Origin of the sequence: Streptomyces sp. MK37H (assembly GCF_018035285.1) — a bacterium.
Lineage (GTDB): Bacteria > Actinomycetota > Actinomycetes > Streptomycetales > Streptomycetaceae > Streptomyces > Streptomyces endocoffeicus.
Genome location: NZ_JAAAYH010000115.1, coordinates 1 through 22,742, shown reverse-complemented (window position 1 = coordinate 22,742; position 22,742 = coordinate 1). Strand labels below are relative to the sequence as shown.

Below are 22,742 nucleotides of genomic sequence, written 5' to 3'. Positions count from 1 at the left end.
CATGCCAGCGAGCTCGGCTACCTGTGGCCCATGGAGACCTCGAAGTCGCTGACTCCGGAGCAACAGCGGCTGTCCATGGCGATGGTGCGCTACTGGGGCGCGTTCGTGAAGCACGCGAACCCCACGACCGGAGGACTGGCAGCCTGGCCGTCATACCGCAGCGGCAAGTACATGTCTCTGCTGCCCGGTGATGACAGCCAGGCCCTGAAGTCCGAGGTGTACGCGGATCGACACCGGTGTTCGTTCTGGAACAGCATCAGCTACGACTGGCTCACCACCAACCCGGATCGCCTCGCCGCACAGGCAGGCGTTCCCACATAGAGCCACAGCAGTCGGCCCGCTGGGGTCGGTGACGACCTGCACGTTCACGCCGTGCCGGCGGTGCTTGGCCGAGTAGTCCGCCCGCCCGTCACCGACGCGGTCGCACTCGGCGAGGGTGCCGTCCAGCAGGACGAAGTCCGGATCGGCTTCGCGCGGGGCCTTGAGCAGGCCCGGTGCGCGCTCGGCGAGCAGGTCGGTGACCGCTGCGGTGTAGGCGTGAGAAGTGGACTCGCCGAATCCTGCGGCGATCTGCGCCGACGTGACGTGCTCACGCAAGTACACGAGCGCCACCATTGATCAACGAGGCCCCTGGGCTGCTTGGTTGAGACGTCAGACATCTCCACCAACAACCCGGGGGCCTCGTCTGCCACGCACCCTCGCCCCCCCCGATCGGTGGCCGGACTGAAGAAGCTCAGTGAGCGGGGCGGGGCAGTACAGCAAGGGCTGTCCGGGCTATATCGGTCAGCGTCTCCTCGCTCGCTCCGGCCTTGCCCAGCGCTTCAATGCCGCGCAGTACGGCGAGCACCAGCGCAGCCAGCTTTCCCGGATCCGCGTCCGCTGCGATATCGCCATTGCGCTGACAGGCTGCGATGTCGCCCTCCAGTAGCGCCTGCAGCGCCTCGATGGCCGCGCGCGCCCGCTTGGCCACCGTCTCGTCGTGTTCGGCCAGCTCGGCGGCGCCCTTGGCCAACAGACATCCGCGGTGGGCGGTGTCTGCGGCAGTCGCCGCCGCCACCGCGTACACGTGGGCGGACAGCCGCGCGTAGGCGTCCGCGTCGTTGCCGCGCAGCTGCCGGCTCACAGCATCGACGACGGAGCCGCAGTAATCGTCGAACACGCGGTGGAACAGTTCCTGCTTTCCGCCGAACGCGCCGTACAGGCTGCCTTTGCCGAGCCCCGTTGCCTCGGCGATGTCTTCCATGCGCGTGGCGGCGTACCCACCCGACCAGAACCGCTCCCGGGCAGTGTCCAGTACCTGCTGCTCGTCGAACTTCCTGGGTCGTGCCATGAGAGCAGCCTACCCATTCTTGACTGGTTCGTCCATAACGGTCTAGCGTTATGGACGAACCAGTCAAGAACTGAGGAGTGGGCACGTTATGACGGAAGTACTCGCAGGCAAGGTGGCGGTGGTCACCGGAGCCAACAGCGGCATCGGGCTCGCCATCGCCAGGCGGTTCGCCGCGGAGGGGGCACGGGTGTTCCTGGCCGGCCGCCGTCAGGAGCCGCTCGACGCGGCCGTCGCCGAGATCGGGCCGGCGGCAACGGGCGTGAGGGCCGACGTTTCGGTGCAGGCGGACCTCGACGACCTCTACTCGGTCGTGCGCGAGGAGGCGGGCCGCATCGACGTGCTCGTCGCCAACGCCGGCGGCGCCGTCCCTCAGCGTCTCGGTGAGATCACAGAGGAAGCCATCGACGCCACCTTCGGTACGAACGTGAAGGGCACGGTCTTCACCGTGCAGAAGGCGCTTCCCCTGTTGTCGGACGGCGCCTCGATCGTAGTGACAGGATCGACCACCAACCTCCGCCCCGGGCCGAGCCTGGAAATCTATGGCGCATCGAAGGCGGCGGTGCGCAACCTGGTGCGCAGCTGGGCGCTCAGCGCGCAGGAACGGAAGTTCCGGGTGAACGTGTTGAGCCCCGGCCCGACCGAGACCCCGGGCCTGATCGGCGCCGTAGGCCCGGACCTCCACCAGTTCGCCTCGGAGGTGCCGCTCGGCAGGATCGGCCGCCCGGATGAGATCGCCGCCGTGGCGACGTTCCTGGCCTCGGACGCTTCCAGCTTCGTCAACGGCGTCGAGTGGTTCGTCGACGGAGGCCAGGCGCAGGTCTGACCGAGCCCCTCATGCGGTGGGCATACCGGGCACCCTGGTACACCGGACGGCCCTCCCCATGGGGCCTGACTGCCTCGCCTACGTCCCGTGTTGACCAGGTGGGAGGGTTGCCGGTCCGCAGCGTGCAGGCCGGCAGAGTCGCGCACGCGGTCTCCAGGGCGTCGAGGAGCGGCGCCGGGCCGCAGGAGTAGAGCAGCGCGCCGGCCGGATGGCCGGTGACGATCCGGTCCAGGTCGAGAAGTCCGGTCTCGTCCTGCGGGCAGACGACGACGCGGTCGCCATGGCCGGTGATGCGCTCCACGTAGACGACGTCGAGCCCTTCGCGCACGGCCAGCTGTACGTTCTCGTGGGTCGCCTCGTAGAGGTCCGCCATCGCCGGCAGCGCGGTCTCCCGCAGAGCAAGCCCGCGGGGCGCCGCGCACGCCGCCTCCCAGAGCCGGAGTCCGGCCTGGTAGCCGCCATCGGCCTCTTCCAGCGCGCCCCACTCGACGAGGTCGGTGACAATTCGGTGGGTGGTCGTGAGCGAGAGGCCGCTCGCCCGGGAGAGTTCCGAGAGGGTGAGCCGCGGCCGGGCGGCGCCGAAAGCCCCGAGCACGTCGAGCGTGCGGACGCTGAGGGAACGGCCGTCGCTGCCCGCCCGACGCCCCGTTCTTACCCGGCACCGCCGACTCCGAGACGCTCGGGCTCTTCGCGGGAGATCGCCGGGAGCAACGCCCCTACGATCGCGCACCGGCCGGAGCGGACCTCCTTCAAGGCGGCCGTGACGGCCCCGCCCAGGCCGTCGGGACGACCCGGGCCGACGACGTCGAACCGATCGCCCGCGGCGAGCGCCGCATCACCGGTGAAGCCGACGACAGCCACCGAGCCTGCGGTGGAGCGCGGGCTCGTCACCGCGGATGACATGGCTGCGACCGCGGGTCGTGCACGACCACCAGTCCGTTGTCGGCGTCGACCTCGACCCGGTCGCCGGTCGCGATCCTGGCGACCGGGTCGTCGTCGAACTCGGTCACCGTGGGGACGCGGGTCACGATCGCGCCCAGGGCGGCCTTCGTGGTCAGGTTGGTGAAGACCATCGCCAGCGGCGCGGTGCCCATGAGACGGGTCGACTGGAAGAAGCCGGACCAGCCCGAGGAACCCTTGGCCCCCGGGAAGACCAGCACCTTGCCGGTGAAGCAGACACCGTAGAGCTCGTGCCTGCGCTCGATGATGGTGCCGGTGGCCGGATCGATCCCGCCCCAGCCGGAGATGGTCTCGTGGGAGACCAGGGCCTGGCCCTCGACGCGCCCCGGGACAATGCCGCGGCCACGGAGCAGGAGCCGCCGGGTCCCCGCGGCGCTGGTCATCGGACCACCGCCGCGGGGGTCAGCGAGCCGCGCCAGCGACCGGTCACGGCGGCCTCGACGCACTCCTCGGTGGTGCCGAACCAGGCCTCGATGCCGAGGATCGCCGGTAGGTAGTGCGCCTGCTTGGCCGAGTCCGTGGCGAACACCTTGGTGCCCGCCGGCGCGACCCGCGACATGGCCGGGCAGGAGTCGGTCAGGACCCGTCCCCCGGCGCGCTCGATGGTGGCTGTCCACCCGTTGCGGTCCGCGACGGCACGCAGCGCACGCGGCGTCATGACCCACAGTTCGGTCCCGGCCGACAGCGTGCGTCCCTCGAGCGCCCGCGCGACCCGGCCGATCTGCTCGAGCGAGGCGTGCGGGCAGCCGATCAGCACGAAGTCGACATCCTCGCTGTTCCCGATGGAGTTGAGCGAGTCGTAGATCGCGCGCCGCTCCGCCTCGCCGTACCGCAGCGGCTCGGGCGGGGCGGCGCCGCCGAAGGCGGCCTCCAGGGTCGGCGCATCCGGGGTGCGTCCCGGGATGTGGTACATCTCGACGCCGCCCGAGGAGGCGGCGGCCGCCCCGAAGTGCTTCAGGTCCGCCAGGTCGGGTTGACCGAGGTCGCCGACCATGACCGGCCGCGCCTCCTGGACCACGTCGCCGACGAAGTAGCCGAACATGCCCCAGTCCTGGAAGCCGGTCATCCGCAGCCCGGACTCGATCAGATGGGTGCCATAACGGTTCTCCACCGAGTGATTGCCCCAGCAGGGGATGCGGCCGGTGATGCTCGCCGACCCGGTCGAGGCGCCCCCTTCGCAGTTGGTGCGCGCGCCGAGGACCGAGTTGGCGTAGACCACCGCCGAGGACTCCATCCAGGCGATGTGCTCGCCGTAGGTCGGCAGATTGCCGACCTGGTACGGAGTGCACGTGGCCAGGACGTTGACGCCCTTGGAGCTGTAGAACGACTCGGCGTCGGCCTGCAGCTCGATGTTGCGCTCGGAGTACGGCATGATCCCCAGCGCGTCGTCGCCGAAGCCGTGCTGGAGCTGGCAGGTCGGCACCTTCATCCGCGGCACTTCGATGTCGTCGTCGCAGTCGAGGCTGATCACCGCGAACGCCTTCGACCAGCCGCCCTCCTCGAACAGCTTCGTCTTGGCGGGCGAGGGCTGGGTGTTGGTCCCCGCCACGTTGCGGGTCTCGCACAACCGCTCGGCGCCCAGTGCGTCGGCGTACCTGATGAGCAGGTCCATCGCCGCCGCGACGGCGTCACCGTCACGGCCGTCGCGCATGGCCTTCTCTTCGTCTGTCAATGCGACCATCGGCTCCTCCTCAGTCCTCGACGTTCTCAGTCCTCGACGTTCTCGCGGACGCGGTCGCGCAGCGCCGTCAGGTCGACCTGGTGGACGTCCTCGCCCAGGGTCAGATCGAGGGCGTGTGCGGCGGCGAGGCCCATCGCCGAGCACGGGCCCATCACCCGGACGCTGGAGAGAGCCGCGGCATCCCCGTCGACACAGCGGCCCGCGGCCACGAGGTTGCGCGCCTGCGGCGAGAGCATGCTGCGCAGCGGGACGTAGTGGACGTGGTCGGGGCCGAAGGTCTCCCATACGTAGCCCTCGACCCGGTCGTGCAGCTCGACCGGCCAGGCCGTCCGGGCGACGGCGTCGTCGAACCTCGTCTCTCCCCGCACCTCGTCGAGGGTCAGCTGGTGGGCGGCGGCGAGCCAGCGGGTCTGCCGACGCCCCGGGAATCCGTAGGCCCGGACCCGAGCGTTCTTGAACGCCCCCGGGAACTCCCGCCGGAGGAACTCCACGACCCGGTCCGCCTGGGCGCGACCCCGCAGCTGCGCGTCGGCGGCCTCGACCGCGCCCAAGGGAGCCTCGACGTGGGTCATGTTCATCACCGCCGTGTTGCGGCCCGGGAAGAAGAACGCGAGCCCGTCGCGGCGGACCAGGCCGTACTCGGCGGCCTTCTCGTCGACCCGGGCCACCAGCTCGGCGGGCTCCGGCTTGCCGGACTCGTCGAGTCCCTCCAGCCGGATCTGCTGGGAGCCCCAGACGGTACGGTCGGGGACCTGACAGGGCAACCCCGCCTCCCAGGCGAGCGCCGCGTCGCCGGTCGCGTCGACGACACCGTGGGCGGTGACGCTCACCGGGCCGAAGCGAGTGGCGAAGTCGACCCGCTCGATGACCCCGCCCTCGATCCCGACGCCGCTGACGGAGGCTCCGAGGACCACCCGAATGCCGAGTTCCTCGACGATGTTCTCGAACCAGCGGCCGAGGGCGACCTCGTCGTAGGTCACCGTCTGGGTGTGGGTGCGGTTGTAGTGGAGGTCGTCGGTCTTCTCCAGCGCCTCGAAGAGTTCGCCGAAGATCCCGTGGGTGAGCTGGCGGTAGTCGGGCGCGTTGCCGTAGATCCCGCAGAAAAGCCCGATCATCGAATTGACGCACTGGCCGCCGAGGACCGGGAGCGCGTCGACGAGGACGACATCGCGGCCGAGGCGACGCGCCTGGATGGCTGCCGAGAGCCCGGCGATGCCGGCGCCCACGACGAGGATGTCGGCGTCGAGCCGTTCGGCTGGATCGTCGGCCGGCTTGGTGACCGTGTGGACGACGAGATCGGACAGGGGGTGGGGCATGGTGTCGTTTTCTCCCAGGAGATGGTCGGTCAGTTGGCGGCGGCCCGGCGCAGCGTCGCGCCTCGGTCGAGCGACTCCACGGCGCCGGCGTACACGCCGAGCCAGGTGCCGGGCCGCGCCGGCCAGGTCTGCGGCGCACGCGCGTCGGCGTACGCCTCGATCCGGCGGTTCAGCTCTTCGTCGTCGACCAGAAGGTCGACGGTCCGGTTCGGGACGTCGATCGCGATCTGGTCACCGGTGCGGACGACCCCCAGCGGGCCGGGCACGCCTCCCTCGGGCGAGATCTCGCCGACCACGATGCCCTTGTTGACGAGCCCCGAGAGCTGCCCGTCGGTCACGAACGCCACCCGCTCGCTCAGGCCGGCACCACCCAGCGCGAAGACCACGCTGGAGGCCATGCCCATCCCCGGGGTGCCGGTGACGCCAAGGCCCCGCAGCACGAGGACCTCGCCCGGCAGCACCTCGCCGCGCTCGATCGCCTCGGTGGCCTCCGGCGCGGACTCGAAGACGCGCGCCGCACCGCGGAAGATGCGGGCCCGGTTCTCCGTCACCGACAGCTTCACGATTCCGGTGTCGGGGCACAGGTTGCCGCGCATCACAACGATGGTGGACTCGGGGCGCATCGGCTCGGCGCGGATCACCTCCGCGTCGACGGGGGCGCCGGCGACGGCCTCGGCCATCGACGTGCCCGAGACCGTCATGGCCGAGCCGTCGATCCTGTCGCCGAGCTGCCGGAGCACGCCGCGAGCGCCACCCGCGGCGTCGAACTGGTCGATCGTCGTGGGCCCGTTGGGCTGGACCGCCGCGATCGGCCCGACCTCGCGCCCGATCTCCTCGAAGAGCCGGTGGACATCGATGTCGTACGGCGACTCCGCGGCGATCGCCTCCAGATGCTTGACCGCGTTGATCGAACCGCTGACCGCGATGACCGCCGTCACAGCGTTGCGGAACGCGGCGGGGCTCATCACCCTGCTGGGGCGCCGGTCCGCCTCGACGGCCGCCATGACGACCGGGCCCGCGGCGCGCGCGGCCGCCCACATCGTCTCGCTGTTGGCCTGGGTCGGAGCCGAGCCGGGCAGCGCCATCCCGAGCGCTTCGGCGACGATGTGCATGGTGTTGGCGGTGCCCATCCCCTGGCAGACGCCGGGGCCGGTGATGGCGCGGTCGGACATCTGGCAGAGGTCGTCGAAGCTGATGGCGCCCGCGGCGAGCTTGCCGGCATCGGCGAAGACCTCCTCGATGTCGACGCGGCGGCCGTTGTCGAGGACACCGCAGCTCTGGTAGCCGCAGGCGACGATCACGGTGGGGACGTCGGTCCGCGCGGCCGCCATCAGCTGGCCGGGCGTCGTCTTGTCGCACGACGCGAGGCAGATCATCCCGTCGAGCTTCGCGCCCTCGACAACCGCCTCGATGTCGTAGGACACCAGGTCGCGGCCCGAGAGCACATACCCGCCACCCCGGCCGGCGGCCATGACGAAGTCGGTCGGCGCGACGGTGCGGATCTCGAAGCCCAGCCCGCCGGCGTCGTACACCGACCGGCGGACGGCCTCCGCCACCTTGTCGAGATGGGCGAAGCACGGCGCGAGCCCGGAAGAGGAGTTGACGATGGCGATCTTGGGTCGGCGGATCTCCTCGTCGTCGTAGCCCAGCGCCTTCCACTGGGTGCGCGTCGTCGCCCAGCGAGACGACCCGATCGGATGATTGCTACGCGGCTCGGTGAACATCATCCCTTGACTCTTTCCTCGTTCGGCGTTTCGCGGATGGCGCAGAGTGACGGAGGTGTCTGTCAGGAGGGAGCCACCGTCCTCACCGGCGCCACGCCGGTCGTGGGTGCCTCCACGGACAGCGCCCCCTCCGCCTCGGCCGGCAGCCGGCGCTGGACCCGGCCGAGCACGAACAGCACCAGCACCATCACGGCCGGGCAGGCCGCGAACACGGTGAACGCGCCGGGTGCCCCGAGACCGGCGTCGAGGATGACACCGCCGAGCCAGGGACCGACCATGGCGCCGATCTTGGCGACCGAGGACGCCCAGGCAGCGCCGTTGGCGCGGATCGCCGTCGGGTAGAAGGTGCCCGCGATGCTGGTGATACCGCCATGACCGCCGTTGACGAACATCTTGGCGCCGATGACGAAACCGACGTAGACGGCCGGGCCGAGAACTCCGGTGCCCAGTGTCAGCATGCAGACGACGGCCGCGAGCGGCATCCACAGGATGATGCCCGCCCCCTTGCGGTCGACGAACCGGCTGATGAACAGCTGCGCGACGGCGCCCGCGACGCTCGCCAGGGCGGCGATGGTGGCGGCCGCGCTCACGCTGAAGCCCATCTGCTCGTTGATCATCGGGGTCCAGAAGACCAGGAAGTAGATCAGCGCCGAGGAGAGGAGGTAGACCAGCCACAGCAGGGGCGTGAGGGCGGCGAGGTGGCCGCGGAAGAGCTGGACGGGCGTGAACCGCTGCCCCGAGTGCGCCTGCTCCTGGGCCTCGGTGGTGAAGCGGGTCCCGGGCTCGATGGACAGGTCCGGCTGGAAGCGGCGCAGGATGCGGGAAATGCGCTCATCACTGCCGGGGCGGGCCTTCAGCACCAGGAACTTCACCGACTCGGGCACCAGCGGCAGCACCGCGAGAACGGTGAGCAGGGAACAGACGCCGCCGACGACGAACACCGATCGCCAGCCGTACTCGGGGATCAGCCAGTTGGAGATGGGACCACCGGCGGCGCCGCCGAGCGTGTAGCCGACCATGATGATGGCCACGGCGGTCACCCGGAACCGCTTCGGAGCGTACTCGGCCGCCAGGGCCCAGGTCAGCGGGAGCACCCCGCCGAGGAAGAGCCCGGACACGAACCGCAAAGCGAACAGGTGTGCGTAGGTGTCCGCATAGGCGAAACCGAGCATGAAGACGCCGAAACCGGCGACCGACGCGACGATGGTGGGACGGCGTCCGATCCGGTCCGCCAGATAGCCCATGATCAGCGCACCGATCATGGTGCCGAAGAGGCCGACCGTGCCCAGGGTGCCGAGCTGGGTCCCGGTAAGCCCGAAGTCCTTTCGGATGTAGGTGGCGGCGAACGACAGGATCTGGAAGTCGAAGCCGTCGAGGAAGGTGATCAGACAGCAGACGGCGTACATCAGCAGCCAGTAGCGGCTCGCACGCTGGCGCTCGATGATCGGGGCCAGTCCCACGAGGGGGTGTGTGGCGCTCATGGACGTCTCCTCGTCGTTGAGGGGAGTGGGTGGCGGTGTGCGGGGTCGGTGCGGGCAGTCACGGTGCCGTGGTCGGCATCGACGCAGACCCGGTCCCCGGTGCGGATGACGGTCGGCGGGTCCCGGTCCGGACCGGCCAGGGTGGGGATGCGGGTGACGACCGCGCCGAGCGCGACACTGCCGGTCGTCACCACGAAGATCACGCCGAGGGGCGCGGTGTTGGCGAGCCGGGTCGCCTGGAAGAAGCCCGCCCATCCGAAAGAACCGCCCGATCAGCGAGCTCACCATCTGCCCGCCGAGCACGGTCGGGCTTGGTGACGGTGTGGACCCGCGGCTCGGTCAGGGCATGGGACATGAGGGCTCCTGTGGAAGGGGGCTGTGCCGCGAACGCGGCTCTCATTGCGTGCCCCGCACCGTAGGCAGCCCGCTTCACCGGAGGGAATGCCCAGGTCAATAGAGCGTTCGACTGGGCGGCATCAACGGCGTTTATGCTCCGAGGCAGGCTGCCGCCCGGGTCACCAGGTCGCGCAGCCAGCTGTGTGCCGGGTCCTCGTCGTGGCTCGCGTCCCACCAGAGATGCTCTTCCAGCGGTTCGAGCGGTACCGGGCAGGTGAGCGTGCGCAGCTCGTGCGCGGACGCGAGCGGCGCGGCAAGCCGCTCCGGAACGAGCGCCACCCGCCGCGTTCCGGTGATGAAGTCGGGTACGGCCCGGTAGCTCTCCACGCGTACGGCGATCCGTGGCCGGATGCCCAGGGCGGTCAGCTGCCGGGTCGCCGGAGCGGCCGACGGGTAGCCCTCGTCCCGGTGGTAGGGCACCACCCACGGCAGCCGTGCCAGGTCCTCGATGCCGAACGACTCGGCCTCGCACAGCGGATTGCCGGCGGACGCGACGCAGACCCACCGGTCATGGAAGAGCGGAGCCGACTCGACCCCCGGGGTGCGGAAGTGGCCCAGCGGCGGGGAGACCATGGCGTCGACGAGCCGGATCGCATCGCCCGCGCCACTGCCCAGGGTCTCCCTGATGAGCTGGAGGTGGAGCGCCGCATGCGGCGCCTCGCGGTCGAACAGCCGTGACAGCGCGGGGCCCAGGACCGTCGCCTGGTAGTCGGCCATCAGCAGCTTGAACTCCCGCTCGGTGGTCGCGGGGTCGAACGCCCTGCCGGTCGCGAAGAGCCTTTCGGCGGCCGCGCACACCGTCTCGACCTGTCCGGCCAGCTGCGCGGCGAGCGGAGTCAGGACGTAGGCACCGTGTACCCGGGCGAGCAGCTCGTCCCCGAAATGCCGGCGCAGCCGGGACAGCGCGGCGCTGACGGCGGGCTGGGTGACACCAAGGTTCCGGGCGGCCCGGGTGACGTTCCGCTCGCGCAGCAGTGCTCGGAGCGTCACCAGGAGGTTGAGGTCGAGGTTCGCGAGGTGTGTGGGACGGGACTGCCGTAGGCTCATGTGCTCCGGATTCTGCCGCACGCACCCTGGCTTTTCCATCCTCCTTTTCGGGGCCGCCTCCGCGGTCAGCCAAGGTCCCGGTAAGACACTCTGGGCGGCTTGACGTGCAGGCCGCGCTTTCGACAGCGATGTCGCGGGCACGGTCGCACGTCATGGCCACGTACATGTCGCTCGGGTCCGTGCGGGTCAGGCCCGAAGGCCGGATCGCGTCCGCTTACGGCGTGTAGACGGCGTCACTGCCGTACAGTTCCCTGGTGAACGCGGAGACATCGGCGCTGCGATCGGCGCCGTCGAGGTTGTACGTCAGATAGACACCGTACCCCTCGCTGACGGTGCGGCGGGCGAGGCTGGCGGCCGTGCTCTGCGAGGTCCGGCCGATCTCGACAGCCGCCGGCGACAGCTTCGACTTGGGCAGTGCCACGCGGGGAACCTGCCAGGTGCCGTAGTACGGGTTCCAGGCGTAGTCGAACTTGGACGAGACGTCGACACCGCCGTAGGAGAGGCGCGACGCGGCCGGGCCGATGTTGTAGAGGCTGATGATCTTGTTCGGCATATTCGCGCGCAGCGCCGTCACCAGGTGCACGAACGAGCTGTCGTTGGGCTGGCCTGTGCCGTTGTTGCCGTAATCCGCGTACTCGTCGTCGAAGTCGATGCCGTCGAGGCCGTACTCAGCCACGGTGTCCGACAGTTTTTTCGCGAACGCCGAAGCCTCTTGCTGGGAAGGGAAGTTGGCGAAGCCCGCACCCTGATGGTTGCCGAGCACCGAGAGGACGACCTTGATGCCCTTCTGCTGCAACGGCCGTATCTCCGTGGCGGCGTTGTCGAGGACGCGCTGCACGTTCTCGTTGAAGTGCAGATACGCCGCCTTCGTACCCGTGTCGTAGTTGATGTTCGCCGCGAAGACCACGGCGACGTCGAAGACGTTGCCACCGCCGTTGGCGAGGGTGTACTTGCCGACGTTTCGCATGCTGTTGTTGTTCACCTCGACGTACGCCACCGAGGTCGGCCCCTGTTTCGCGGGAGCGGGGGCCGCTGCCGCGCCGGTCGTGGCGGTCGCGGCGGTCCCGGTGAAGGCGAGGGCCGCGACCACCGAGAGCGCGAACGCGGCCGTCCGTAATCTGCTCCGTACCAGAGTGAACATCGTTGACCGGTCTCCCCTCGCATGGGTCGGCGCCCGACCTGTTCGAAAGCGCCGAGTGAGCCCTCCAAGTCTTCCGCTCCTGTAACCGGATCCCGAGAATCGCGCGCGAACTCTTCACGACTCCCACGCACGCTGCCGGTGACATGGTGAGGGGAGCGCCGTGATGGCAACGTGGTGAGGGCAACGTTCTCGCAACGTGGCGGGGGGTTCGCTGGGCCGACCCCCTGACCGCTCGGTGAGCATGACCAGCATGACGGAGAGGGATCGCCCATGGACCGTATCGCGCTGACACCGGCCGCGGCCGAGCTGATCCGCAAGCTGCGGGCGGATCACGGGCCGCTGATGTTCCACCAGTCGGGCGGCTGCTGCGACGGCAGCGCGCCGATGTGCTATCCGCTCGGCGAGTTCCGTACGGGTGGATCGGATGTGCTGCTCGGGGAGCTGGAGGTGGAGGGGGTCGAGGAGCCGGTGGGCTTCTGGATGTCGGCCTCGCAGTTCGAGCTGTGGGCCCATACGCATCTCACGGTGGACGTGGTGCCGGGCCGCGGCAGCGGCTTCTCCCTGGAGGCGCCGGAGGGCGTGCGCTTCCTGATCCGCTCACGGCTCCTGGACGACACGGCGAGCTGAGCGCGGCGCGCCGCGCTGCCGGATGGGCGCGAGGAGAACACCGCCTCCCGCGCTCTCAGCCGGCCGCGCCCTCAGCTCGCGTCGGCCAGTGCCAGAGTGTGCAGCCGCTCCGGCGGGCCCGGCCGTGCGTAGTACCAGCCCTGCGCGGTGTCACAGCCCAGCCCCCGCAGATGCTCGGCCTGTACGGCCGTCTCCACGCCCTCGACCGTCACCGCGAGGTCCAGCGTGTGGGCGAGCGAGACGATCCCCTCGACGATCTTGACGTCGACCGGATCGGCCGGGGCCCGCTGCATGCCCCGGGTGAAGGAACGGTCCAGCTTGAGCTGGGAGACCGGGAGCCGGCGCAGATACGACAGGTTGGAGTAGCCGGTGCCGAAGTCGTCCAGGGCGATGTCCACACCGAGGTCGGCGAGTTGCCGCAGCGGCCGCAGGGCGGTCTCGTCGGCGCCGATGAGGTCGTTCTCGGTGACCTCCAGGCACAGCGCGCTGGGGCACAGCCCGGCGTTCTCCAGGACCGCCACCGTGTCGGAGACCAGCGTGGGATGGCTCAGCTGGCACGGCGAGAGGTTGACGTTGACGCGCAGCGACGCGTCGTCCTCGGCGGCGTCGCGCCACTCGCGCGCCTGCCGGGCGGCCTGCTCCAGGACCCAGCGGCCGAGCGGGACGATCAGCCCGGTGTCCTCGGCGAGCGGGATGAACTGGTCGGGGCCGAGCACTCCGTGCAGCGGGTGCAGCCAGCGTACGAGCGCCTCGGCGCCGCGCACGGTGCCGTCGGTGAGCCGTACCAGCGGCTGGTACTCGATGAAGAACTCGCCCTTCTCCAGGGCGGAGGGCAGCCCGTTGGTGAGGCTGTGACGGGCGATCACCCGGGCGTTGGAGTCGGCGTCGGCGATCTCGTAGCGATTGCCGCCCGCGGCCTTCGCCCGGTACATGGTGATGTCGGCGCTGCGCAACACCTCGGCCCGGCCGATCTCTCCGGCCCGGCCGTCGACCACGCCGATGCTGGCCCGTACCCGCAGCTCACGGCCCTCGATCCGGACGGGTTCGGCGAGCGCGGCGAGCATCCGGCGGGCCAGCCCGGCGCCGTCGGCCTGCGCCGCGGGGCCGGTGACCAGGGCGAGGAACTCATCGCCGCCGACCCGGGCGAGCAGCTCGGTGGGAGCCTTCACACAGCGCTGGAGGCGTTCGGCCACAGCCTCGAGCATCCGGTCGCCGACGGCATGACCGAGGCTGTCGTTGACGGCCTTGAAACCGTCCAGGTCCAGGTAGCACACTCCGAACCGCTCGGCGTCGGCGTCGGCGGCCAGCACCTGGTCCAGCCGTTCCAGGAACAGGGTGCGGTTGGGCAGTCCGGTCAGCTCGTCGTGGGTGGCCTCGTAGCGCAGCCGCTCCCGCAGCAGCCGGTGCTCGGTGATGTCCTCGGCGAGGGCGAGCTGGTACTGCGGGGCGCCGCTGGAGTCGCGCAGCAGGGCGACCGTCAGATTGGTCCACAGCTCGCTGCCGTCGTCGCGGTAGTGCGGCTTCTCGATGCGGAAGTGGTCGCGCTCCCCGTTGACCAGCTCGCGGTAGAGCTCATGGGCGCCGGGTACGTCGTCGGGGTGGACGAACTCGGTGACGTTGCGGCCGGGGCGGAAGAAGTCCATCCCGCCGAACATCCGGGCCATGGCGTCGTTGACGACGAGCACCTCGCCGTCGAGTCCGGCGATGCCCACGCCGATGACCGCGCCCTCGAAAACGGCCTGGAACTTGGCCTCGCTCGCGTGCAGCGCCTTCTCGGCCTCGGTCCGGGCGGCCATCGCGGCCCGCGAGATGGCCTCCTGCTCATCGCGCTCGCGCTCGCGCAGCTCACGGACGAACCCGGCGGCGAGGGCGTGCTGCAGCCGCACACAGCGGGCGCGCGCCTCCTCGTCGGCCAGGGGCTCGTGGGAGGGCTCGTCGGACGGGTCTGGGAACGATTCACCGGATGGCCCGGGGAACGATTCACCGGCTGGCTGGGAGAAGGGCGCTCCGGGCGACGAGCAGGACACCAGATGCGCGTCGATGACGCCCAGGATGGCGGGCAGCGCGTCGGGCTCGGTGCACTGGGCGTCCACCAGCGCGGCCCCGACCTCGTACGCGGCCTCGGTGTCGAAGGGGGAGGAGCGCAGGGCGGCGCTCAACCGGTGGGCCAGCGGCAGCAGATAGCCCTCGAACTCGTCGGTGGTCATCGTCGTGGCGGCCAGCGGGTGGACCGCCCGGCACCAGATGCCCGCGAATCGCCTCAGTGGATCGTTCTCCCTGGGGGCGGGGGTTCCGGCGGCGTCCCCGGCGCCGCGGTCACATCTCGGCCCGCCCGATTCGGAAGTCATATCGTGCGCTCCCCGGGGCAGTCGCCATGGGCTGCGTCCCTGTAGCCCGCCGCGTCCTCGCCTGTGGCGTCGATGCCCTCCGGCCGCCAGTCCACGTCCTGCACTTCCTTCGCCCTCTTCCGGCTTCCGGGGCCGCCCTCGGGTCGTCCGCGTCCTCGGGGAAGTGGAGCACGACGAAGAGCGGCACGGCAACCCGCTGCTGAGGCGAGATTACTGATCAACCGTTCGATGAGGAAAGGAAAAACGGAAAACTTCAATCCGGATCTGATCATGGGGACGGGCGGCGCCGGGGAGTGTCGAGCACCTGTCAGAGGCACCTGCCAGCGGCCCGAACCACGCGCTGACCTCGGCCCTCCACAGGGCGGGCCTTTGAAAGCGCCTCGGCGAAACCCTGTCATGAGCCCCGTTCTGACGGGGCACCAACCCCGCAGGTGAGCAGTCGAATTGGGAAATCCATCACGTCCGCCGCGCTTGAACGTCACACCGGGGTCTCCGTGGCCGAGGCAGCGGCACCCCGGCCCGTACACCCGCCCCCGCGCCCCGCGGATCGAAATCCGTGCGGCCTTTTCGCCCTCATGCGGTGAATTGCCATGAATGGGGGTACTCGGCCGCTGGATCTCCACAAGGAGGCACACGGAGGTACACGGAGGTACGTCTCCTCAAGGAGGCACCACGACGCACGGGACACATAAGGACGCACGGAGTGACCCCATGGCCCCACCAGGTGTCGCCCAGGAACTGCTGCTGCGCCGCTGTCTGACCCTGTTCACCGGCTTCGACGGGGTCGCCGGCGAGGACGAGGCGGGGATACTGCGCCGGGCGATGGCCCAGGTCAGCGCGCTCGGCACCGGCCGCGCCGAGGCGGGCTACCTACGGCTCGGCGAGGGCCTGGTCCGCTGTCCGTACGACGGTCAGCGGGCCACCGAGGCCCTGGACACGCAGGTGAGGGAGCTGGCCGGACGGGACGGGCCGGTGCGGTTCCCCCGGCGGGCCTGGGGCTGGGCCTTCGGGCTGCGCGAGCGGGACGGCCTACGCGGGCCGCATGAGCCGCACGGGCCGCACAATCGGGATGACCTACGCGGACCGCATGCGCCGGACGGGATGTACGGCGCCCTGGTGGTGAGCTACCGCGACCGGCCTGGCGAGGACGAACGGCTGCTGCTCACCCTGCTCGTACGGCAGACGGCGGCGGCGCTGGCCACCGCCGCCGCGCACCGCCGCGCCCGCGACCAGTCCCTCGAGCTGCGCCGGGCGTGGGACGAGCGGGAGGCGATACGGCGGCGGCTGGACTCCTCGTTGACCGACCTCTGCCATCTGCGGGAGGTGCATGACGCCCTCGCCCGCGCGGCCGCGCGCGGCGACGGCGAGGACGGGATCGTCCGGACGCTGCACCGGATCACCGGGCTGGCGGCCACCGCCGAGGACCGGTTCGGCAACCTCAGGGCCTGGGCGGGGCCGGGCCGCCCGGACCCCTATCCCAAACCCGACCCGGAGCGGCGCGAGGAGCTGCTGCGGGAGGCCGCCCGCCGGCCGCGTCCGGTTCGGGTGCGGGACCGGCTGGTCGCGGTGGCCGATCCGCGCGGTGAGGTGCTGGGCGCGCTGTCCCTGGTGGACCCGGAGGGCAGGGCCGATGAGCGGGCCGTTCGCGCGCTGGACCACGCCGCGACCTCGCTGGGCCTGGAGCTGGCCCACTTGCGTGAGCTGGCCGAGGTCGAGCTGCGGCTGCGGCGGGAGCTGGTGGACGATCTGCTCTCGGGCGCGGACGACACCAGTGCGGCGGGCGGCGGCGGTGCGGCGGGCGATACCCGTACGGCGGACGACACCAGTGCGTACGCCCGCGCGGAGGCGGTCGGCCACGATCTGCACGGTCCGCACCATGTGATCGTGGTGCGCTGGACGGATCGCCCGGCCGACGAGGTCTTCCTCAAGGCCGTGAGCCGGGCGGCCACCGCTCTCGGCCTGCGGAGCCTGCCCGCCCTGTGCGCGGACACGGCGGTCCTGGTGGCCCAGGGCGCACCGGGCGAGCGGTCGCTGCATTCGGCGCTGAGCCGTGAGCTCGGCACCGGCAGCGGGGCGATCGGGGTGGGCGCGTCCTGCGACACCCCGCACGAGGTGCCCCGCTCGTACCAGGAGGCGCTGCGGGCGCTGGAGGTGCGCCGCCTTTCGCACAGCCCGTACGGCATGACCTGCTACGACGACCTGGGGCTGTACCGGATCCTGCCCACCGGGAACGACCACCGGGAGGTCGAGCGGTTCGTGCGGGAGTGGCTGGGCCCGCTGCTGGACTACGACACCCGGCACCACACGGACCTGGTGGAGACCCTCTGCGAGTACTTCGACCGCGGCGGCAACTACAGCGAGACGGCCGCGGCGCTGGTGATCCACCGCTCGACGCTGCGCTACCGGCTGCAGCGCATCCGCGAGATCGGCGGATGCGATCTGGCGGATGTGGACAGCAGACTCAACCTCCAGGTGGCCACCCGCATTTGGAAGATCATGCGGAGCGGCCCCGAGTGAGCCGGGCGCCGCCGGGCACCCGTGAGCGGGGCGCCACCGGGCACCCGTGACCGACGCAATGGCACCACACCACGAGGCGGGATGGGCAATGAGCGACAAGAACAAGAGTGTGGCGAGTGCCCTGCTCGACCAGCAGGGCACGACCTTCGCCGCCGAGGCCGGGATCAAGCTCCGCAACACCCCCGGCCCGCTCTACCAGCTGCTGGTGCTCGCGCATCTGCTGTCCGCGCGGATCAGTTCCGACATCGCCGTCGCCGCCGCCCGCGCCCTCTTCGACGCCGGGATGCGCGACCCGCGACGGATGGCGGAGGCCACCTGGCAGCAGCGGGTGGACGCGCTGGGCAAGGGCGGCTACCGGCGTTACGACGAGCGGACCTCCAGCCAGCTGGGCGAGGCGGCCGAGCTGGTGAACCGGGAGTACGGGGGCGATCTGCGGCGGCTGCGCGAGGCCGGGGACGTGAAGAAGCTGCTGCAGGGGGTCAAGGGCATCGGGCCTGCCGGGGTGAACATCTTCCTGCGCGAGGTGCAGGGCGTCTGGCCCGAGTTCGCCCCGTACTTCGACAGCAAGGCGCTGGACGGCGCCGAGCGGGTCGGGCTGCCGAGGAGCGCTCGGTCGCTGGAGGGGCTGGTGGCCGAGAAGGACCTTCCCCGGCTGGCCGCCGCCCTGGTCCGGGTCGCGCTCCACGCGGACGCCGCGCGCGAGGTGCGCGCGGCCGCGTGAACGCGGTCAGGCGGCGACGCGGTCAGGTGAGGCGGCGTAGCGCGGTCAGGCACGGTCAAGGTCTCACGGCCCTCCCTCGCGGGGCTCTACCCGGCCATTCGCGCCTCTCGCCTCCACCCCACCGTGCCGCTCAACGCCTCCTGAGCCCCGTCACCGGGTCCTGAGCCCTCTTACGCGGACTGAGCGCCCTCAGCGGATGCCGAGCTCCTTCAGCACCCGCCGCTGGGCGGCGGTGGGCTCGGCCGGGAAGTAGAGGTAGCAGACGCCGCCGGTGCCCGAGACCACCTTGCCGTCGGCGTTGTACCGCTTCGTCCGCAGCCAGATATTTTCCCACTGCCGCCGCTTGTAGACATGGCGGACCGCATCGTTGTCGGCCGAGGCCGGGTCGTTGGCGATGACGTCGCCGTCCGCCGTGAAGCCGATGACGGTCATCAGGTGGCCCGAGGTGCCGTACCCCGCGCCGTCCAGCTCCGTCTTGAGGAAGGACTGCGAGGTGATCAGCGGAATGCCGACCTCGATCAGCTTCTCGGCGTCGGTGAGCGAGCCGAGCCGGGTGACCACGCCCTGCAGATCGCGGTAGGTGGCGGCGTAGGCGGCGTTGAACGGCCAGTTACCGCAGCCCTCGTACTGGTAGTCGAAGGTGGACCGGGCGGCGTGGCAGACCTGCGGATCGGCGTAGTCCGGGTTGACCCAGGCCAGGTCCTCCGCGGAGGGCTTGCGGCCCCAGTACTCGATGATCATCTGGGACGAGGTGGGGCTGCACCACGCCTCGCCGCCGTTGTCGTACTCCGGGTACTGGCCCTTGTGGATCTCCTGCGAGTAGCGCGGTACGACGAGTTCACGCCCCTTGGGCAGGCTCGGCGTGGAGGCGGGCACCTCGAACCGGTCGGGGACGTCCGAGCCCATCGCGCCGACCCGCCACACCGTGGGGGTGAGGGTGGTGCCGGGCTTGCGGTGGAGGGTGAGCCGCACCTGGTACTTCGCCAGCCGCAGCCCGCTCGCCGGGTCGTCGATGGAGAAGGTGTCGGTCCACACCGAGCTCTTGTCGTCGCTCTGGTCGTCCACCGAGGTGCGCCGGATGGAGGAGGCGCCGTCGTCGGAGGCCCAGCGGCCCATCACGTACCAGGGGGTCGCGGAGCCGTCGGTGTAGGTGCCCTTGAGCTCGATCTGGATCCAGGTGCCGGCCGGGGTGCGGGCGTTCCAGGAGACGATGGCCTCGGTCGCGGGCACGGAGAGGGTGCGCACCGGGGAGGTCCAGGTGGCGTACTCCCAGGCCGCCTTGGTGCCGGTGTGCGGATCGGTGTAGTCCACGCTGCCCAGCGGGCGGGAGATGACGATGCCGGGGCGGGCGCCGGACTCGGCGCGGACGCCCTTGGCGGCACCGGCCAGCCAGTCGGCGTGGCTGGTCCAGCCGTGGTACTCCGCGATCCGCTTGGCCTTCGAGCCGGCCGGGGCCGCGGCTTCGGAGGTCCCGGAGGCCCCTGTCGCCGAAGGACGGGCCGTTCCGGCGGCCGCGACGGCTGTCGTGGTGATGGCGGCGGCGCCCGCGACGCCGAGTGCGGCGGCGAGCACGGAGCGGCGGGGCGTGGATCCAGATCTGGTCATGCGGGGTTCCCCCAGTCGTCGTCCGGTCCAGTGGGCGGCGGGTGCGCGACAGTCGCACAACTATGGCCGCTGCGAGTGGTCTCAGGCCAGTGATTCCCCCAGCGCCCGCTCCATCAATATTGGTGTGAACCAATGGAGTGAACGAGCCCGAAGGGCCGTATGGTGGTCCCCGATGCGAACTTACCGACCGGTTGGCAGCCTGGACGCGCTGGCGCGGCGCCTGCGCGCGCTGCCGCCGTCCTGCGGGCCGGTCCGGCTGGTCGCGGTGGACGGCCACGCGGGCTCCGGGAAGACCACCTTCGCCGGGCATCTGGCCGAGGCGCTCGGCGGCGCCCCCGTGCTGCACACGGACGACTTCGCCACCCATGAGGAGCTCTTCGGCTGGGCCGGGCGGCTGCACACTCACGTCCTCGCCCCGCTCGCCCGGGGCGCGGCCGCGCGCTACGCCCCGTACGACTGGGTGGAGCGCCGCTTCACCACCGCCCGGCGGCGGCTCGACCCCGCGCCGGTCGTGCTGCTGGAGGGCGTGGGCAGCGGCCGCCGCGCGATGCGCCCGCGGCTGGCGCAGCTGTTGTGGATGGATCTGCCCGAGCGGGACTCCTGGCGGCGCGGTCAGCTGCGGGACGGCCCGGAGCTGTCCGCATTCTGGGACGGGTGGCTGCCCGCCGAGCGTGCGCATTTCGCCGCCGACCCGTCCCGTCCGTACGCAGGAGCCTTGGTACAGCAGCGGAAGGAGGGGTATGAGGTGCTACCGGGACCCGCGGCGACCGACGGAAACACCCCCTGGCCTCACACAGCGTGAGCCGATGCCCCCGACCGGATCTGACGCCGCCGCCCGAGGCATGACGCGTCCTCCAACTCGGCTTGACCTGGGGCCCATACAGGTCTTACGTTCTCAATGTGCGACTCGTGCGAGTCGTCCCACAACGCGAAGCCCCCGGTTGTTCCCCCGTGATCGGGGGCTTCGTCCTGTCTGGCGCCGGTTTTCCGCTGCTTTGCGCGGCCACTTCCTCACTCTGGGTGACGACCCGCCCCAGGCCTTGCGCGCCCCTTACACGCCCCCGCGCACACCCGTCCGGCCTTGTGGGATTGCGACGAACAACAGTGCGGCACCCTCGGCCCATGCGAGTTGCGCAGGTACGATGCGAAAGGGGCAGTCGCCCCTGCGGCATCCACGGGGGCAGGGGTTGTGGGGGACGTGATGGATTTCGGCACGCAGGGTTCGCACGCCCCGGCCGACCTCGCCTGGCTGCGAGCCGTCGATGCCTACACGATGGGCGCGTACGCACAGGCCGAGGAGGAGTTCCGGGCCGCCACCCGGCTCGATCCGGGAATGGCCGACGCCTGGCTCGGACTGCACGCGCTGCGGGCCGACACGGCGGCGGCGCTGCTGCGGATGTACCGGCACCGCGACCGCTTCGGCGAGCAGCGCGCCCGGCACCGCCGCACCCTCAACTCCTGGTACTGGCTGGGCTGGTGGGTGCAGCCCGTGCTGGAGACCAGCCGGGACCTGCTGCTCGCCCACGCCTCCCACTGGCTCGACGGTCGCCATGTGCCCGAGCTGGACCGGGCGCTGGCCGGCTGCCCCCCGGTGGAGGCCGATCCGCAGGCCCGCTTCCTGCACGCCTGCCGCGCCTATCTGGTCAAGGACTGGGAGCAGCTGGTGCGCCACACCGAGCCGCTGCTGGACGATCCGTTCCTGGGCATCGAGGCGGGCCTGTTCGCCGGGATGGCGCGGGTCCGGCTGGAGATGTACAGCCAGGCCGAACCGCTGCTCGCCGCCGCCTTAATGCGCTGTCGCAGCGAACAGCCCCAGCGCAAGGAGCTGCGCTACTGGCTCGCCCGCGCCCATGAGGGCACCGGGCGCAGCGCCGCCGCGCTCCCCCTCTACCGCGCGGTGCACCGCATCGACTCCACCTTCATGGACACCTCGGCGCGGCTGGCGGCGATAGCCGAGTCCGACGGGCTGGACGAGCCCGCGGACCTGGCCGCCGTCTCCCTGGCCGGGGCCGGTGGCCAGGACGCCACGGACGGCCGGGACGCCACCGCCACCGACCCCGCCGACACGCTGGCCGACGGCCGCGATCCGCGCGCCGCGGCCGAGGGCCCCGAGGGCCCGCCGCTCATGGGCCCCGCCGTGATGGGCGCGGGCGGCACCCGCGACCGGGCCGGACTGCCCTCCCAGCCCGGCCCCTCCGATCCGGTGCTGCTGGAGAGCGCGCTGCAGGAGCTGGAGCGCATGGTCGGCCTGGAGCCGGTCAAGCGGCAGGTCCGGGCGCTGTCGGCGCAGCTCCATATGGCGCGGCTGCGCGCCGGGCAGGGCCTGCCGGTCCAGCCGCCCAAGCGGCACTTCGTCTTCTCCGGGCCCTCCGGCACCGGCAAGACCACCGTGGCCCGCATCCTCGGCCGGGTCTTCTACGCCCTCGGGCTGCTCGGCGGCGACCATCTGGTGGAGGCCGGGCGCGCCGATCTGGTCGGCGAGTATCTGGGCCAGACGGCGGTGAAGGCCAATGAGCTGATCGACTCGGCACTCGGCGGGGTGCTCTTCGTCGACGAGGCGTACAGCCTGTCCAACTCGGGCTACAGCAAGGGCGACGCGTACGGCGACGAGGCGCTTCAGGTGCTGCTCAAGCGGGCCGAGGACAACCGCGACCGGCTCGTGGTGATCCTCGCCGGCTACCCCGAGGGCATGGACCGCCTGCTGGCCGCCAACCCCGGCCTCGGCTCGCGCTTCACCACCCGCGTCGACTTCCCCAGCTACCGCCCGCTGGAGCTCACTCGGATCGGTGAGGTGCTGGCGGCGGAGAACGGGGACATGTGGGACGAGGAGGCCGTGGAGGAGCTGCGCAGCATCAGCGGCCATGTGGTGGACCAGGGCTGGATCGACGAGCTGGGGAACGGCCGGTTCCTGCGCACGCTGTACGAGAAGAGCTGCGCCTACCGGGATCTGCGGCTGTCCGGCTGGAGCGGCACTCCGACCCGCGATGACCTCGCCACGCTGCGGCTGCCGGATCTGATGCAGGCG

At 71.1% G+C, this 22,742-nt stretch carries 20 protein-coding genes and 1 pseudogene; 7 read left to right on the top strand and 14 right to left on the bottom strand.

The features are described from left to right. The coding region (locus GWI24_RS18290; RefSeq protein ID WP_210947017.1) for a carboxylesterase family protein at positions 1-321 on the top strand (321 nt) is incomplete at its 5' end. Here GWI24_RS18290 and GWI24_RS18285 read toward each other — a convergent pair. Further along, positions 264-618: pseudogene (locus GWI24_RS18285) on the bottom strand (transposase family protein); the annotation flags it as partial. The gene GWI24_RS18290 and the pseudogene GWI24_RS18285 overlap by 58 nt on opposite strands. Before the next feature lie 115 nt (positions 619-733). Next, positions 734-1,330, bottom strand: coding sequence for a TetR/AcrR family transcriptional regulator (locus GWI24_RS18280; RefSeq protein WP_210947016.1), 597 nt, complete (start codon positions 1,328-1,330; stop codon positions 734-736). A gap of 88 nt (positions 1,331-1,418) precedes the next feature. Between GWI24_RS18280 and GWI24_RS18275 the strand changes: the two genes are divergently transcribed. Continuing rightward, positions 1,419-2,153: an SDR family NAD(P)-dependent oxidoreductase gene (locus GWI24_RS18275; protein ID WP_210947015.1), complete on the top strand. Its 735-nt coding sequence runs from the start codon at positions 1,419-1,421 to the stop codon at positions 2,151-2,153. Here GWI24_RS18275 and GWI24_RS46565 read toward each other — a convergent pair. The 10 genes from GWI24_RS46565 to GWI24_RS18225 all read right to left on the bottom strand — a co-directional run bounded on the left by GWI24_RS46565 (position 2,107) and on the right by GWI24_RS18225 (position 11,899). Next, positions 2,107-2,748, bottom strand: a complete 642-nt coding sequence (locus tag GWI24_RS46565; RefSeq protein WP_210947014.1) for a helix-turn-helix domain-containing protein — start codon at positions 2,746-2,748, stop codon at positions 2,107-2,109. The genes GWI24_RS18275 and GWI24_RS46565 overlap by 47 nt on opposite strands. Before the next feature lie 56 nt (positions 2,749-2,804). Beyond that, a complete protein-coding gene (locus GWI24_RS18265; protein WP_210947013.1) occupies positions 2,805-3,014 on the bottom strand; it encodes a hypothetical protein in 210 nt (69 codons plus the stop codon). A gap of 26 nt (positions 3,015-3,040) precedes the next feature. After that, a complete protein-coding gene (locus tag GWI24_RS18260; protein WP_210947012.1) occupies positions 3,041-3,496 on the bottom strand; it encodes an aconitase X swivel domain-containing protein in 456 nt (151 codons plus the stop codon). After that, entirely contained in the window at positions 3,493-4,794 is a 1,302-nt protein-coding gene (locus GWI24_RS18255) for an aconitase X catalytic domain-containing protein (protein ID WP_210947011.1), read from the bottom strand. Before GWI24_RS18255 ends, GWI24_RS18260 begins: the two co-directional genes overlap by 4 nt. Positions 4,795-4,820: 26 nt before the next feature. Then, on the bottom strand, positions 4,821-6,110 hold the full coding sequence (locus tag GWI24_RS18250) for an FAD-dependent oxidoreductase (RefSeq protein WP_210947010.1): 1,290 nt from the start codon (positions 6,108-6,110) through the stop codon (positions 4,821-4,823). A 29-nt stretch (positions 6,111-6,139) separates the two neighbouring features. Further along, positions 6,140-7,837: a dihydroxy-acid dehydratase gene (locus GWI24_RS18245; RefSeq protein WP_210947009.1), complete on the bottom strand. Its 1,698-nt coding sequence runs from the start codon at positions 7,835-7,837 to the stop codon at positions 6,140-6,142. A 59-nt stretch (positions 7,838-7,896) separates the two neighbouring features. Then, positions 7,897-9,315, bottom strand: coding sequence for an MFS transporter (locus tag GWI24_RS18240; protein ID WP_210947008.1), 1,419 nt, complete (start codon positions 9,313-9,315; stop codon positions 7,897-7,899). Beyond that, positions 9,312-9,506 (bottom strand): hypothetical protein, encoded by a 195-nt coding sequence (locus tag GWI24_RS18235; RefSeq protein ID WP_210947007.1) that lies wholly within the window; start codon positions 9,504-9,506, stop codon positions 9,312-9,314. The genes GWI24_RS18240 and GWI24_RS18235 overlap by 4 nt, the downstream gene beginning before the upstream one ends. Before the next feature lie 295 nt (positions 9,507-9,801). Further along, on the bottom strand, positions 9,802-10,758 hold the full coding sequence (locus GWI24_RS18230) for a LysR family transcriptional regulator (protein ID WP_210947006.1): 957 nt from the start codon (positions 10,756-10,758) through the stop codon (positions 9,802-9,804). A 214-nt stretch (positions 10,759-10,972) separates the two neighbouring features. After that, complete coding sequence (locus GWI24_RS18225; protein WP_210947005.1) at positions 10,973-11,899, bottom strand: endo-beta-N-acetylglucosaminidase H; 927 nt, start codon at positions 11,897-11,899, stop codon at positions 10,973-10,975. Between the two features lie 270 nt (positions 11,900-12,169). On the opposite strand from GWI24_RS18225, the gene GWI24_RS18220 reads away from it, so the two are divergent. Beyond that, the gene (locus tag GWI24_RS18220; RefSeq protein ID WP_210947004.1) at positions 12,170-12,526 is read left to right on the top strand and encodes a DUF779 domain-containing protein; all 357 of its coding nucleotides are present in this window, start codon (positions 12,170-12,172) and stop codon (positions 12,524-12,526) included. Between the two features lie 71 nt (positions 12,527-12,597). Here GWI24_RS18220 and GWI24_RS18215 read toward each other — a convergent pair whose 3' ends face one another. Further along, positions 12,598-14,874 (bottom strand): bifunctional diguanylate cyclase/phosphodiesterase, encoded by a 2,277-nt coding sequence (locus GWI24_RS18215; protein ID WP_247616544.1) that lies wholly within the window; start codon positions 14,872-14,874, stop codon positions 12,598-12,600. Positions 14,875-15,585: 711 nt separating this feature from the next. Between GWI24_RS18215 and GWI24_RS46245 the strand changes: the two genes are divergently transcribed. Then, a complete protein-coding gene (locus tag GWI24_RS46245) occupies positions 15,586-17,391 on the top strand; it encodes a CdaR family transcriptional regulator (protein WP_210947003.1) in 1,806 nt (601 codons plus the stop codon). An 88-nt stretch (positions 17,392-17,479) separates the two neighbouring features. Then, positions 17,480-18,112: an endonuclease gene (locus GWI24_RS18205; protein WP_210947002.1), complete on the top strand. Its 633-nt coding sequence runs from the start codon at positions 17,480-17,482 to the stop codon at positions 18,110-18,112. 189 nt (positions 18,113-18,301) lie between these two features. Here the strand turns inward: GWI24_RS18205 and GWI24_RS18200 are convergent, their stop codons facing one another. Beyond that, a complete protein-coding gene (locus tag GWI24_RS18200) occupies positions 18,302-19,717 on the bottom strand; it encodes a peptidase C39 family protein (RefSeq protein WP_210947001.1) in 1,416 nt (471 codons plus the stop codon). A 172-nt stretch (positions 19,718-19,889) separates the two neighbouring features. Here GWI24_RS18200 and GWI24_RS18195 point away from each other — a divergent pair, with 172 nt between their 5' ends. Continuing rightward, complete coding sequence (locus GWI24_RS18195; protein WP_210947000.1) at positions 19,890-20,519, top strand: uridine kinase; 630 nt, start codon at positions 19,890-19,892, stop codon at positions 20,517-20,519. Between the two features lie 399 nt (positions 20,520-20,918). Further along, the coding region (locus GWI24_RS18190) for an AAA family ATPase (RefSeq protein ID WP_210946999.1) at positions 20,919-22,742 on the top strand (1,824 nt) is incomplete at its 3' end.